A 12,632-nucleotide genomic window follows, 5' to 3' on the forward strand; every position below is an offset into this window, starting at 1 on the left:
ATTCCTCGTTATTCATTGGGAACAACATGAGCCAGTTGTTCACAAGCGGTTTGATAATCACAACGTTCATCAATATCTTGCTGTAAAAACTTCGACATTCTTGGGTAATACTGAATCGCCGTATCGAGCATAGGATCGCTGCCCATGGCGTAAGCACCGACGTTAATGAGATCTCGGTTACGTTGGTAGCTGGATGTTAATTGTTTAAAGCGTTGGATTTTACGGTAGTGATCCTTCTCTATCAGCTCGGTCATTGCACGGCTAATGGAGGCTTCGATATCAATGGCAGGGTAGTGCCCAGATTCAGCTAAGGAGCGTGACAAGACGATATGCCCATCTAAAATGGCTCGTGCGGAGTCAGCGATAGGATCTTGCTGGTCATCCCCTTCAGTCAGTACGGTATAAAATGCGGTAATCGACCCCCCATTTTTTCCATTCCCTGCGCGTTCGACGAGAGCGGGAAGTTTAGCAAATACCGACGGTGGATAGCCTTTGGTTGCTGGTGGTTCACCGACAGCAAGGGCAATTTCACGCTGTGCCATACTGTAGCGGGTCAGTGAATCCATGATGAGTAGAACGCTTTTGCCTTGGTCGCGAAAATATTCGGCAATACGAGTGGCATAAGATGCCCCTTGCATACGCAATAATGGAGAGACATCCGCAGGGGCAGCGACAACGACGGCACGACGTAAGCCATCAGCCCCTAAAATATTTTCAATAAAATCTTTAACTTCACGCCCACGTTCACCGATAAGCCCGACGACAATAATGTCGGCTTGAGTGAAACGCGCCATCATACCGAGCAACACACTTTTCCCAACGCCAGAACCTGCAAATAGTCCCATACGTTGACCGCGTCCCACCGTTAACAGTGAGTTAATTGCACGGACGCCGACATCGAGAATATCGTGGATGGGGGTACGTTCAAGTGGGTTGATAGACGGGGTGATCAATGGCGCACGTTGTTTGGTTTCCAACGGACCTTTGCCATCAAGCGGCGTACCTTGGGCGTCCAGTACGCGACCCAGTAGTTCATTTCCTAGCGGTAATAGTCGGCTAGTTTGCCCATCATCACCCGATGATTGAGCATAAACTCGAGCCCCGGGGGAAATGCCTTCGAGGTCAGATAACGGCATCAACAACATGCGGTTGCCGTTGAAGCCAACGACTTCACAGACAACTTCGTCGGTTCCACCATTAATAATGCGTTCGATATAACAAGTGGCACCGAGAGGCATTTTAATGCCTTCGGCTTCCATCACAAGTCCCGTTATTTTAGTCAGGCGCCCATAACGGCGCACCATGGGAATGCCTTTCATGCGTGACTCTAAGTCATCCAGTGAGGCAATCCAGCGACCTAATCTTGCGGTCATGACAAGCTCTCCGGTGCATACAGACGGCACAGTTCTTGCCAGCGAGTTGCTACCGTCATATCAATTTCACCATCTTCAGCAACAACGCGGCAGCCACCCATATGCAAGCTTGGGTCGGCCACTAAACGCCAGCCATTAAGATCTAAAAGTGAGCCTAAATGTTGCTCAATTAATGCCACGTGATTCGGGTTAACGTGCAGCTCAGGTTGGCTCGCAAAAATCGGTTTTTGCTGTAATAAATGACTAATTTCTTCTAATAATGCAGTGCCATCACATACGGTGGATTGCCCCAACACTTGCTTTGCCGCAGTCAGTGCAATTTGCAGTAACTTGGTGGTTACTACCGTATCAAAGGTATCCAGTGAATAATGAAACTCAGACAGTAATTTTTGCCATGTTTCAATCACGGGTTGCTGAATTGCGAGAGCTTGCTCACTACCTTGCTGTTCACCCGCGCGCAAACCTTCAGTGAAACCTGCTTGATATCCTTCTTTTTGACCTTTTTCAAAACCTTGTTGGAAGCCTGTTTTTTGAGCATCTTCTTTGATGTTATCCAACAAATTAATTTGTTCGAGCACTTCTTTAGGCTCTAAGCAGGGCACTTTCGGTACGCTTGGCTCAGGAACATCACCTAACGGTGGGATGGCTGATGAGTTCAGATCCCACTGATTAAGCTCCCGTAACTGCCAAGGTTGCCATTGTTGGTTATTTTTAGAGGAATTAGACATACACGTCGTCTCCACCACCGATGGCGATTTCGCCTTTCTCCATTAAGCGACGAACGATCATCAGGATAGCCTTCTGCTCGGTTTCCACTTGTGACATACGTACTGGTGCTCGAGATTCCAAATCGTCGCGGACAATTTCGGCTGCACGCGCTGCCATATTGTTGAGGAAGTGGTCGCGCAGTGCTTGGTTGCTGCCTTTGAGGGCAATAACCAGCGAGTCGGTAGACACGTCTTGCAGGATGCGCTGAATGCTGCGGTTGTCCACTTCGATGAGATTTTCGAACAGGAACATTTCGTCGATAATGCGTTGAGCCAGTTCACCATCGTAATCACGCATAGCATCGATAACGCTTTCTTCTTGCTGATTTTTCATCAGGTTGATAATTTCTGCCGCAGTTCTTATGCCACCCATTTTGCTGCGCTTGAGGTTCTGACCGTCTAGCAGGTTATTCAGAACTTCAGTCAACTCAGCTAATGCAGCCGGTTGAACACCACCGAATGTTGCGATACGCAGCATGATGTCATTACGCTGACGCTCTTCGAATAATTCTAAAACATCGGCAGCTAGGTTGCGTTTTAAGTGAACCAAAATAGTTGCGATGATCTGTGGATGCTCGTCGCGAATAATATCGGCAACCGTTTGTGGTTCCATATAGTTGAGGCTTTCGATACCCGAGGTTGTCTCTTGTTTCTCGAAAATATCTTCCAATAGACTGGCTGCGCGTTCTTCCCCAAGCGCTTTGACCAACACAGAACGCAGATAATCGTTGGTGTTGATATTTAAAGCGGCAAACTGAATTGCCGACTCTTCAAACTCAGTCAAAACTTCAGCCAGTTCGTTGTTCGAGATTTGGCGCATGTTAGACACGGCCATACTCAGCTGCTGAACTTCTTTTGGATTCAGGTGTTTAAAAACTTCCGCCGCCTGATCTTCGCCGAGAGTCATTAACATCACGGCGCTTTTTTCTGTTCCAGTTAAATTCATTGGGATTTTCCTAACCACTGACGGATAACCATTGCCACGACTTGAGGGTCTTTCTCTGCCATTTCACGAATACGCTGGCTTTGAATTTCAGCGCTAACACGTTGGCGAGTGAGACGGCGACGGGTTTTCTCGTCCATATCTTCACTAATTTCTTCTTCCACCACGAACGGCGCTTTGACTTGAGATGCATTAGCAATGGACATTTCAGCATCGATTTGCGCTTGTTGGGTTTTGCGGTATTTCACCCACTGAGGCTTGATACCAAAGCGCCACATAAACCAAGCAATCAACGCGATCAGCACAATTTTGCCGTAATCTAAAGCTTGGCTAATAACTTGTGGACTGCTCAATAACGATGGCTCTTCAATCACTGGCGTATCGTCAGTAAATAAGGAGTTTGTAATATTGATAGAGTCGCCACGTTGTGCGGAATAGCCCATGGCTTCACGCGTTAACGCATCAATTTGTTGCAGCATTTCAGGTGGTAAAGGTTTCATTTCTGGACCTTTTTCACCTTCTTGGGATTGGTAATTGACGATCACCGCAACAGACAATCGGTCTACGACACCAATTTGACGTTGAGTGTGGCTAATTTTGCGATCCACTTCGTAGTTCGTGGTTTCATCACGCTGGGTATTGAGGGTGCCATTACGGGTATTCCCTGCGGTTTTCCCATCGGTGTTTTCTTTATTACCATCGATAGGGGCGCTTGGTGCACTTACTGGTTGGTTAGATAATGCGCCCGGTACACCGCTTGGACCGCCATTACTATTTTGTAGGCTTTCGCTGTTTTGACGTGAACGGACAGCCGCGGCGTCAGGTGTTTGGTTTGGTTTATATTCTTCAGACGTTTGTTCAACTTTCGAGAAATCCATTTGCGCGGTGACTTGTGCATGGATATTGGCACGACCAACTAACGGGGACAGGATATCTTCGATTCGCTCTTTGAGATGGGCTTCCATCTCTTTGGTCATTTTGATTTGTGCGCTGTTTGCAGATTGTTGGCTGTTATCGTTGTTGGTTAGCAAGCGACCCGTTTGGTCAACAATGATTACGTTTGCGGCAGTTAAGCCCGTTACGCTGCTGGATACCATGTGGACGATGGCGCTGATTTGTCCTTCATCCAACATTCTGCCTGGTAATAAACCAACGGTGACCGATGCGGTCGGGAGTTTTTGTTCACGAACAAATAAGGTTGGTTTCGGGATCGCTAAATGCACTCGTGCGCTTTGAACTGGGCTGAGGGATTCAATAGTGCGAGACAATTCCCCTTCGAGGGCTCGTTGGTAGTTAATTTGTTCACTAAATTGGCTGATACCAAATTGTTCTTTATCAAGCAGTTCAAAACCAGTATTACCACCTTTAGGTAATCCTGACTGTGCCAGTTTTAAACGTAATTCATGGACTTTATCGGCAGGCACTAGAATAGCGCTACCGTTATCCGCGATTTGATAAGGGACGTTCATCTGGGTCAGTTGGCTGACGATGTCGCCACCATCTTTTGCACTAAGGTTACTCAGTAGCACTCGATAGTCAGGGCTACGGAACCAGAGGAGCAGGGCGACAATAATAGATATCGCAGCAGCACCGGCAATAATTAATGGTATTTTAGGGTCGGCTTTGATGCTTTCGATCAGTGAGGCAAAACCTTTTTTGGCCTCCCCCGTATCTTTAGATGCGGTACTCATAAATATTCCCTGCTATGCAAACTAAACGGATGAATATACGTTTGGTGAAACAATCTTATTTCCCTCTTCGTAACCTCATTTTTTTACGCTGCTATTATTTATTGTCTTGATGCAATCTAATGACGGAATCAGCCTATAATTTTGGTGTTATTTATCGGCTTCAAGTAAAAAACGGTGTGGTAGGGTAGGCAAACTAAAATTCGTAGTGGCAATTTTTTGCTCAATTATTGATTAATCGAGCTTAACCGAAGAGATCAGAATGACTATTCAAGCTATTGAAGGGGTTGTTTCCCAATTAAATGTTGTGGCGACCCAAGCTGCCTATAACACCAAACCCGTTGTAGAGCCTGTTGGCTTTGCCGATCATTTAGTGGCATCAGTGAACCAAATCAATGAAACCCGCGTGCAATCTGCACAAAAAGTGCAAGATTTCACCCTCGGAAAACCCGATGTTTCATTAAATGACGTGATGGTGGATATGCAAAAATCGAGTTTGAGCCTACAAATGGGTATTCAAGTACGTAACAAGCTAGTATCGGCGTATCAAGAAATTATGTCGATGCCAGTGTAATGTATTTATCTATTTGAATATTATGAATTAACTGCCTTGTCATTGCCTTTATGGGGCAGTGATGGGGCATTTCTATTCAAAATATCAATTTAGTTTACGTTATTTTCTGTCATCCTCGCTCTATCTACACCATGTGTCCATCTTTGATGATGTGTATCCCATTGTCTTGACAATGAATGCAGGGTTAGCGCCCGCGTCCATCTATTTGGGTGCATTTTTTGTTGGTCGAACTCACCTAGTTGTGCTGTATGTATCGCCTTTATTCTAATTCTCAGACTACAATTAGTTAAGATGACTAATTATACGGAGGAATGGAATGAAAACATTTGGTATCGTTCTTTTATTTCTAGGTATCGTTGTGGGTATACTTTCTTTTAACATGGATACAAGTATACCAACCGCTTATGGTGAGATAATCAATGATATAGGATTGGCATTTGATAGAAGAAATTACATTATAGGCAGTGCATGCATTGCATTATTTGGTCTTTGTATCTTCTTATTTAGTAAAAAATAACCAGTATTGACTTAGTGGGGATAAAGCACTCAGCCCATCATGGGGCTGAGTGGATAGATTTTTAGCTTGCCTCTGTTTTATGCTGTTCTTCTAAGGCTATCATGCGTTTTTCTATTGCTGATAATTTTTATTCACATTTCTGAAAATCAGCCATTCTATTATTATCACTTCTTGCTAATTTTAATATAACCATTTCGCATTCAATATGAGGTAAATAGATAATATACTAAATTAGCATTTGTTTTATAAATTCAATAATAGTGAATATTTTATGATTAATGAAATTAATAAAGAATTTGAGAATAGTGACATTAATAAAGAAAGTGATGAGGATACTACAAAAAAAGGCGTGTTCTTTATATTAAATAGTAGTGGAGAAACAATTAACTCTATTGTGGTAAGTCATTATTCTGGGCTAAAAGGAAAGAAATCAACGCAAAAAATTGATAGATTACAAAATTTGGAAATGGCTGATTCTGGTTGTGAATTCATATATAAAGTAATGTCAGGCAGTGATTCTGATTATTGGGATGTAGATTTTAAGACACCAACAGGGAAAATAATATCCTACAGAAAGAATGAATGTAACATCCGATATTGGGACAATGGTGTTGTTATTATTAATGTGATTAAAAACTTCAAATTATATATAAAATTTTCAGAATCAGGTGGCTGTCATAGTTAACTTTTTAATAAAAATTGGAGGCAAATGAACAACGTAACAGAAAAGGCACTTTCAACGGACTACACTGGGTATTTCTATGTGATGAACTGTTCTTTACAGGAACTTAAATCAGTGACTGTTACACATTCTACGGACTATCCTCATGAAATGCGTCATATTACAGCGGATTACAGTAAGATGAAGAATATGAGTACAAGTAAACAGGGATATCCATTTCCATATGAGACAGGTTTTTTATCTCACTTTGATTACTGGACTGTTGAGGTAGAAACAGCATCCGGATACAAATATAAAACTAATGACTATTTTCTTTGTAACCTAACTTACGATGATGATGGATTCGTATATATGGCTATTCTTCCTGATCTATCAGTTCATACTATGTTTTCTTATTCAACCGGATGTGTAAATCACTTAATCAATAAATTTTAAAAATAGGATTCGCTTAATGAAGAAAAAAATAGCGTTACTAACTTGCTTATTAATTTCAAGCTTTTCTATGGCAAATCAAATTAATATAAATAAAGCATTTTCAGACAATTGTAGTACGTATCTAAACAAAGAAAAAAGAATATCAACTATCACGTTAGGTGAACAAGATGTCAATAATAAAAGGGCCTTTTTCACGATAACGCTGCGAGATGGTGATGCCAATACCAAGGAGATATCTGTATTAGAATCAGTTGGCAATGATTATGGTAAGGCAATGTTCCAACTCATGAATACAGCATACCTATCAAACTCAAATATTAAAATAACTGGCTGCTTAACAAATAAAATTAGCGCAGCGTCGATATCCTATAAATAAACGTAATTTATTTTTATCGCCAGAGGGTACTTGGATACCCTCATTATGCGTCAAGGGGCTTTATCCAGTTTTTTGACTAACCAGAGACCACTTTGCTTCATAGCGTAACCAAATAAAACACCCACAATAAGTGATGGAATAGTTAAGCGCCAATTACCTTGCGCTGCAAATGTTGCACAGGCGCCAATAAAGGTTCCTGGAATATAGGCAAGCCATGATTTATGAGCTTGAAAACACATGACAAATGCGATAATCGTGGTGACTAAATAGCCTGAAAAGTTCGGTAAGTCATGAGTGAACTTATCACTGTGAATAATGACCAAACCCCAAGCTACACCACTGAGTGCAGTTAATGCAGTGACAAGCAATCCTTTTATTCCATCTTTAGGATAGGCAAAATACGCTGTACATCCTAAGAATCCCGCCCAACTGATTAGCCCGAAGACATCAGCTACCCATGCCCATAATCCAGAAAGAATCGCGGTCGTTAATGAAAGAGAAAAAAGTAGTTTCACAGTAATGACTTTATGAATAAGTTAAGGTAATGAATTTGAGAAAGCTGAGCATTGTATAGAGTGATGTCAGGTGTTGCAATTGGAGAGTGATTTTTTTGAATTAGGCTATATGAAGCTGACTGCCGCCTTTTGATACTATTTCAGTTTTAATAGTTAATTGCTTAACAGAATTGAACATGATAGAAGGTAAAAACTAAAAAAATATGTTATTAAGCATAACAACAACTTTCATAAAAAATATAATTTATAACATTCAGCTAATTTGGGTAATAAAATGAAATTGGTAATTTTAAATAAGCAAGATTACTCATTACTTGTGGTGCGACAGGCATTATATTGGATGAATGAGGTTAGTGAGTGGGCTATAGAAGATAGAGAAAAGGAATTAGCGGTAACGTTTGTTGATAATAACGATTCGACACTATATAGATTTTACCAGCTACTAAACGATTATTCATTGCGTGAGCAGATTGATATAAAAACTCGTCATGTAAGAAGTTCGATAATTAATAAGGTCTTAGCTAGCTTAGATGAGCGACTATCAAAATGAAGATATTACCCTTTAATTTCGAAAACTTAGATAATGATAAGGTAATAATCAGTAATCTTGCTGGCTATTCATTAGTAATCAGTAAGGATAATCTGCAAAGTATGGTTAAGGAGGAACTGAATGATAACATAGTGTTGAAAAATACGTTAAAGGAAAAATTATTTATTAGTGATCATTCTGAGTTAACTCAAATGATGATAGCTTCTGGGTTAGGTAAAAAATTATCAGCAGAAATGAGGTTTTCACCTATTTTTATGATAGTGCCAACTCTTCGATGTGATCACACTTGCAGATATTGTCAGGTAAGTCGTGCATCAATCACAACTAAAAATGCTGATTTGGCAGAAGAAAAAATTCCTACAATTATCTCATTAATTAAAAAACTTTCTGCTGCACCATATAAGATTGAAATTCAAGGTGGTGAACCATTATTACGTTTTGATCTCATAGAGAGAATTTATCATGAAGCATCTTCCCAACTAGGAAAAAATAATATTGAATTTATTATTACATCTAGTTTATCTTTACTTACAGATGACATGATTAATTGGTCAAAAGACAAGCCTGTTTTGTTTTCAGTTTCATTAGATGGTACTGCGATAGTTCATAATAAAAACCGTATACTTCCAACAAAAGATTCTTATGAACGCGTTATTTCAAATATTAAAAAGCTGCAAAATCAACTGGGTAAAAATCGAGTTTCAACGGTTACAACAGTGACTAAAGCATTGTTGAAACAACCGGAATCATTGTTGGAGGCTCATAAAGAAATTAGTATTTATGACCTGTTTATTCGACCAATAAGCCCGTATGGTTTTGCAGAGAGACAGAATGATTATTCCATTGAGGAATATTTGTGTTTTTATCAGAAATTACTCTCATTAATCATGGACTATAACAGGAAAGATATTCCATTCGTTGAGCACTCGGCTGCAATTCATATTAAGAGGCTACATAATCCTTCATTTTGTGGTTATGCGGATTTAAAATCACCTAGTGGCTTAGTTTTTAATAGCCTATTATTCAATTATGACGGAAAACTGTATGGTAGCGATGAAAGCAGAATGTTGCAAAAAGTCTATCCAGATATTGATTTCTCTATAGGAGATATTGACGGTTTTTCATTTTCACAAAATTCGATTTATCACCAACTGTTATCTGAATCATTTAATATGTTACATGTCGGCTGCGAACAATGTGCTTTTCAGCCTTATTGTGGTGTAGATCCCTGCCAAAATATTAGCTTATTCGGTGAGCCAGTCGGAAATAAAGCTCAGTCACGTTTTTGTCAATATCATAAGGGAATGTTTAAACTACTCGTTTCTAAAATGCATGAAGAAACAGATGAGTCAAGAATATTGAAAAGGTGGTCTCATGCTTGAGGTTCTGCGTAATGACCTTTTTGATTTAAATATCACTCTTCCATCTGGATTCTATCAAATTTATAAAAATAGAATATCGGAGCCGGAGTTTTATTTCGATAATTTATTGGTTATTGAACATGATTTTGATGTTTGTGATTCAGTGGGAACTGTATTCACGTTAGTTGACAAAGAATTATATAATGCGATTGAGTCAGGCGATATTGTCTCCATCGTTCAAAATAAGCTAAGAGTTATTCTTTCTAGAAAAGCGAATCATAACACATTGTTAATCACGGAACGCTGCAATAATTTATGCTTATTTTGCTCGCAGCCACCAAGAAAAGAGAATGATAGTTGGCTTTTAGATATAGGGAAAAAGGCATTAGCTGCATTTAAATTTAATGGAGTTGTAGGTATTAGCGGCGGTGAACCATTACTTTATGGTGATGAATTTATTCATTTTCTTGAGTTTGTAAAAATGAATGCGCCAGAAACAAAGTTGCACGTATTAACAAATGGGCGTCAATTTTCTGATCTCAAATTTGCACAAAAAATAGCGAATGTTACAGAAAACATGGCGATTTCATTTGGAATACCCTTATATTCTGCAATAGCAGAGGTCCATAACAAGCTTGTTGCGAGTGAATATGCATTTGATGAGACAATATTAGGAATGATCAATGCGGGGAATAGTGGGATTAATATTGAGCTACGTTTTATTCCTACACAGTTAAATTACAATGATTTACCTTCTGTTATTGAGTTGGCTGGACGAATCTTTTCTAATATAAATCAAATATCTATTATGAATTTAGAGGCAACGGGATGGGCGCGTAGGAATTGGGATGCATTATATATTGCTCCAGAACGCTATCAAGATGTAATTAAATTATCAATTGAAATGGCTGAAAAATGTTATCTACCAATAGCCTTATTTAATTATCCTTTATGTCATCTCGATGAAGAGGCTTGGTTGTATAGTATTCAGTCCATATCGGATTGGAAAAATTATTATCCAAAAGTATGCAACGATTGCTATATGAAAAAGGAGTGTGGTGGTTATTTCAGTTCTTCTTATGGCAAATATCATCAGGAACCAAGGGCAATAATATGAAAAAATGGAATCTAGCGGCGTTATTACCGGGTTTTTTGGTACTAAATAATCAGGTGTTTGCAGACGTAGCGATTAAATCCAATATTGAAAATGCATTTTCTCCAAATGATTTAATTTTTGCACCACTAAATACAGAAACGCCACTATACATTGCTGGACACCGCAGTCATAGCTCACATCGTAGTCATAGTAGCCATAGCTCTCATCGTTCTTCATCTGGGGGAGGATATTATCGTTCAGCACCAGCATCGCCATCCTACTCAGCACCTGCAACTAGTAATTCTCAAAGAAACAATTCGGGTAATACACGAAATTCGTCATCAAATAATGACTATGACCCAAATATAAGACAGCAATCTACAACGGAACAACAAAGAAAAAGATTAGTAATGCGTGTTCAGTATGCTTTATTTGATAGGGGATATTTTAGCGGACCTATTGATGGCATTATGGGACCAGCGACCCGTAAAGCTATTAATAATTATCGAAGAACTCATGGACTACCACTAACATCTTTCATTGATATGGATTTACTTAATTCATTAGGGATATATGCATCTAATTAGTCGATTAAATTAGCATCAATTTACATTGATGCTAATAAATATGGCGAGAAGAATAAAGATAATTATGGGTTAAGAATTACCAGTCGTAAGCAATACCGGCACCGATAACGGTACTATCGGAATTATTCCAAGAAACAGAACTGCGGACATTTAAATTTTGCTTAATTTGGTATTGAGCGCCTGCTGCAATGGCTTTGCCATTTTTAAAGTTCCCCACCCCTAAGCCTGCACTAAAACGTGTACCTGTAGAATAAGGAATATTGGTCATGGCGGCAACGGAGGCAATACCTGCATTTGCATCGCGAGCTGTTTGGTTGATTTTACTTTCCAGTTGTTCAAATCGAGAATTGATTTGTTTGAACTGTCGTGTGTGCAGAGTGTTTTGCTTATCAAGCTTTTTGATAGCGATATCCTGTTGCTGTATTTCTTCCTTATGCAGCTTATTTGTATCATTAATTAATAAAGTTGCCATCGTTTCATTTTTAGATAATGCATCATCAACGTATTTTTTATTTTTTATTTCACTATCATTGAGTTTTCTTTCTACGTTAGATAAACCATCCTTTACGTTTTGAATAGAATTTATTGTTTCAGCTCTATTTTCACTATTGCTCTTATCCTGATCATTATTTTTTTTGTTTAAATTATTAATAGACATATTTAATGAACCGATTTCATGGTCATGATCTGCTATTTTTCCTTCTAGGTGACTAAAGTGATTTAGTGGAAAACTTGATAGAGGATCATTTGGTATATATGGAAGGTCAAAAGCAGTAGAATCGTAGTGAGTAGGTTTTTTTTCTTTTAATTCAGGTGTTTTCTTTATGAGCGGAGACGTTGTTTCAATAGCGTAAGAGATAACATCAATAACGGGTGTCATGGTATCGGCTATTTCGATATATTTATTAATATTTTCACTGAATTTTTTATTATTTTCGATATCAAGAATATTCCTGTTATCTTCGTGCCGATGCTCTGGATAATCATACGGTGCATTGATAGCGTCTTGATAATTATTAGCAATTGCAAATGATTGGGTGGATAATGATGAGAGTATAGCGACACCTGCTGTACTAAGTAGTTTATTTTTCATAACGAAATATCCATATAACGTAAAAAGAATAAATATCGATTATTAATATCAATCGATGTTTATGATAGGAGGAAG

The 12,632-nt window shown here is 39.1% G+C and carries 16 protein-coding genes; 10 read left to right on the forward strand and 6 right to left on the reverse strand.

The window, feature by feature from the left end; all coding sequences use genetic code 11:
* Positions 1 to 8: 8 nt before the first annotated feature.
* The 4 genes from fliI to fliF are packed head-to-tail and all read right to left on the reverse strand — an operon-like array spanning position 9 to position 4,774.
* Positions 9 to 1,373 carry a flagellar protein export ATPase FliI gene (gene fliI, locus PR795_RS03755; RefSeq protein WP_006657528.1) on the reverse strand — a complete coding sequence of 455 codons (1,365 nt, stop codon included), beginning with the start codon at positions 1,371 to 1,373 and terminating at the stop codon, positions 9 to 11.
* Entirely contained in the window at positions 1,370 to 2,101 is a 732-nt protein-coding gene (gene fliH, locus PR795_RS03760) for a flagellar assembly protein FliH (protein WP_006662044.1), read from the reverse strand. Before fliH ends, fliI begins: the two co-directional genes overlap by 4 nt.
* Positions 2,094 to 3,086 (reverse strand): flagellar motor switch protein FliG, encoded by a 993-nt coding sequence (gene fliG / locus PR795_RS03765; RefSeq protein WP_006657530.1) that lies wholly within the window; start codon positions 3,084 to 3,086, stop codon positions 2,094 to 2,096. Before fliG ends, fliH begins: the two co-directional genes overlap by 8 nt.
* Positions 3,083 to 4,774 carry a flagellar basal-body MS-ring/collar protein FliF gene (gene fliF / locus PR795_RS03770; protein ID WP_006662043.1) on the reverse strand — a complete coding sequence of 564 codons (1,692 nt, stop codon included), beginning with the start codon at positions 4,772 to 4,774 and terminating at the stop codon, positions 3,083 to 3,085. Before fliF ends, fliG begins: the two co-directional genes overlap by 4 nt.
* Before the next feature lie 259 nt (positions 4,775 to 5,033).
* Between fliF and fliE the strand changes: the two genes are divergently transcribed.
* The 6 genes from fliE to PR795_RS03800 all read left to right on the forward strand — a co-directional run bounded on the left by fliE (position 5,034) and on the right by PR795_RS03800 (position 7,355).
* Complete coding sequence (gene fliE, locus PR795_RS03775; protein ID WP_006657532.1) at positions 5,034 to 5,345, forward strand: flagellar hook-basal body complex protein FliE; 312 nt, start codon at positions 5,034 to 5,036, stop codon at positions 5,343 to 5,345.
* A gap of 61 nt (positions 5,346 to 5,406) precedes the next feature.
* The gene (locus PR795_RS03780) at positions 5,407 to 5,613 is read left to right on the forward strand and encodes a hypothetical protein (RefSeq protein ID WP_148284719.1); all 207 of its coding nucleotides are present in this window, start codon (positions 5,407 to 5,409) and stop codon (positions 5,611 to 5,613) included.
* Positions 5,614 to 5,661: 48 nt separating this feature from the next.
* Positions 5,662 to 5,862 carry a hypothetical protein gene (locus PR795_RS03785; RefSeq protein WP_006657533.1) on the forward strand — a complete coding sequence of 67 codons (201 nt, stop codon included), beginning with the start codon at positions 5,662 to 5,664 and terminating at the stop codon, positions 5,860 to 5,862.
* 271 nt (positions 5,863 to 6,133) lie between these two features.
* Positions 6,134 to 6,547, forward strand: coding sequence for a hypothetical protein (locus PR795_RS03790; RefSeq protein ID WP_181480754.1), 414 nt, complete (start codon positions 6,134 to 6,136; stop codon positions 6,545 to 6,547).
* 24 nt (positions 6,548 to 6,571) lie between these two features.
* Positions 6,572 to 6,979: a hypothetical protein gene (locus tag PR795_RS03795; protein ID WP_181480755.1), complete on the forward strand. Its 408-nt coding sequence runs from the start codon at positions 6,572 to 6,574 to the stop codon at positions 6,977 to 6,979.
* 16 nt (positions 6,980 to 6,995) lie between these two features.
* Positions 6,996 to 7,355, forward strand: coding sequence for a hypothetical protein (locus PR795_RS03800; protein ID WP_006662039.1), 360 nt, complete (start codon positions 6,996 to 6,998; stop codon positions 7,353 to 7,355).
* A gap of 50 nt (positions 7,356 to 7,405) precedes the next feature.
* Here PR795_RS03800 and PR795_RS03805 read toward each other — a convergent pair whose 3' ends face one another.
* Positions 7,406 to 7,870: a DUF1097 domain-containing protein gene (locus PR795_RS03805; RefSeq protein WP_006657537.1), complete on the reverse strand. Its 465-nt coding sequence runs from the start codon at positions 7,868 to 7,870 to the stop codon at positions 7,406 to 7,408.
* 274 nt (positions 7,871 to 8,144) lie between these two features.
* On the opposite strand from PR795_RS03805, the gene hxsD reads away from it, so the two are divergent.
* Genes hxsD through hxsA form a run of 4 tightly spaced genes read left to right on the forward strand, consistent with a single transcriptional unit; the run spans position 8,145 to position 11,464 of the window.
* Positions 8,145 to 8,420: a His-Xaa-Ser system protein HxsD gene (hxsD, locus tag PR795_RS03810; RefSeq protein ID WP_006662037.1), complete on the forward strand. Its 276-nt coding sequence runs from the start codon at positions 8,145 to 8,147 to the stop codon at positions 8,418 to 8,420.
* Positions 8,417 to 9,802 (forward strand): His-Xaa-Ser system radical SAM maturase HxsB, encoded by a 1,386-nt coding sequence (gene hxsB / locus PR795_RS03815; RefSeq protein ID WP_006662036.1) that lies wholly within the window; start codon positions 8,417 to 8,419, stop codon positions 9,800 to 9,802. Before hxsD ends, hxsB begins: the two co-directional genes overlap by 4 nt.
* Positions 9,795 to 10,898, forward strand: coding sequence for a His-Xaa-Ser system radical SAM maturase HxsC (hxsC, locus tag PR795_RS03820; RefSeq protein WP_006662035.1), 1,104 nt, complete (start codon positions 9,795 to 9,797; stop codon positions 10,896 to 10,898). Before hxsB ends, hxsC begins: the two co-directional genes overlap by 8 nt.
* Positions 10,895 to 11,464 carry a His-Xaa-Ser repeat protein HxsA gene (gene hxsA, locus PR795_RS03825; protein ID WP_006662034.1) on the forward strand — a complete coding sequence of 190 codons (570 nt, stop codon included), beginning with the start codon at positions 10,895 to 10,897 and terminating at the stop codon, positions 11,462 to 11,464. Before hxsC ends, hxsA begins: the two co-directional genes overlap by 4 nt.
* A gap of 76 nt (positions 11,465 to 11,540) precedes the next feature.
* Here hxsA and PR795_RS03830 read toward each other — a convergent pair whose 3' ends face one another.
* A complete protein-coding gene (locus PR795_RS03830; RefSeq protein WP_272516685.1) occupies positions 11,541 to 12,557 on the reverse strand; it encodes a YadA C-terminal domain-containing protein in 1,017 nt (338 codons plus the stop codon).
* Positions 12,558 to 12,632: the final 75 nt, after the last annotated feature.

Origin of the sequence: Providencia sp. PROV209 (genome assembly GCF_028479485.1) — a bacterium.
Classification (GTDB): domain Bacteria; phylum Pseudomonadota; class Gammaproteobacteria; order Enterobacterales; family Enterobacteriaceae; genus Providencia; species Providencia alcalifaciens.

Excerpts from the sequence above, each read along its gene's own strand:
- PR795_RS03785 (WP_006657533.1), top strand. The coding sequence starts at position 5,662 with ATGAAAACATTTGGTATCGTTCTTTTATTTCTAGGTATCGTTGTGGGT.
- hxsC (WP_006662035.1), top strand. The coding sequence starts at position 9,795 with ATGCTTGAGGTTCTGCGTAATGACCTTTTTGATTTAAATATCACTCTT.
- PR795_RS03795 (WP_181480755.1), top strand. The coding sequence starts at position 6,572 with ATGAACAACGTAACAGAAAAGGCACTTTCAACGGACTACACTGGGTAT.
- PR795_RS03780 (WP_148284719.1), top strand. The coding sequence starts at position 5,407 with ATGGGGCATTTCTATTCAAAATATCAATTTAGTTTACGTTATTTTCTG.
- fliG (WP_006657530.1), bottom strand. The coding sequence starts at position 3,086 with ATGAATTTAACTGGAACAGAAAAAAGCGCCGTGATGTTAATGACTCTC.
- hxsA (WP_006662034.1), top strand. The coding sequence starts at position 10,895 with ATGAAAAAATGGAATCTAGCGGCGTTATTACCGGGTTTTTTGGTACTA.
- PR795_RS03830 (WP_272516685.1), bottom strand. The coding sequence starts at position 12,557 with ATGAAAAATAAACTACTTAGTACAGCAGGTGTCGCTATACTCTCATCA.
- fliF (WP_006662043.1), bottom strand. The coding sequence starts at position 4,774 with ATGAGTACCGCATCTAAAGATACGGGGGAGGCCAAAAAAGGTTTTGCC.
- fliE (WP_006657532.1), top strand. The coding sequence starts at position 5,034 with ATGACTATTCAAGCTATTGAAGGGGTTGTTTCCCAATTAAATGTTGTG.
- fliI (WP_006657528.1), bottom strand. The coding sequence starts at position 1,373 with ATGACCGCAAGATTAGGTCGCTGGATTGCCTCACTGGATGACTTAGAG.
- hxsD (WP_006662037.1), top strand. The coding sequence starts at position 8,145 with ATGAAATTGGTAATTTTAAATAAGCAAGATTACTCATTACTTGTGGTG.
- hxsB (WP_006662036.1), top strand. The coding sequence starts at position 8,417 with ATGAAGATATTACCCTTTAATTTCGAAAACTTAGATAATGATAAGGTA.
- PR795_RS03790 (WP_181480754.1), top strand. The coding sequence starts at position 6,134 with ATGATTAATGAAATTAATAAAGAATTTGAGAATAGTGACATTAATAAA.
- fliH (WP_006662044.1), bottom strand. The coding sequence starts at position 2,101 with ATGTCTAATTCCTCTAAAAATAACCAACAATGGCAACCTTGGCAGTTA.
- PR795_RS03800 (WP_006662039.1), top strand. The coding sequence starts at position 6,996 with ATGAAGAAAAAAATAGCGTTACTAACTTGCTTATTAATTTCAAGCTTT.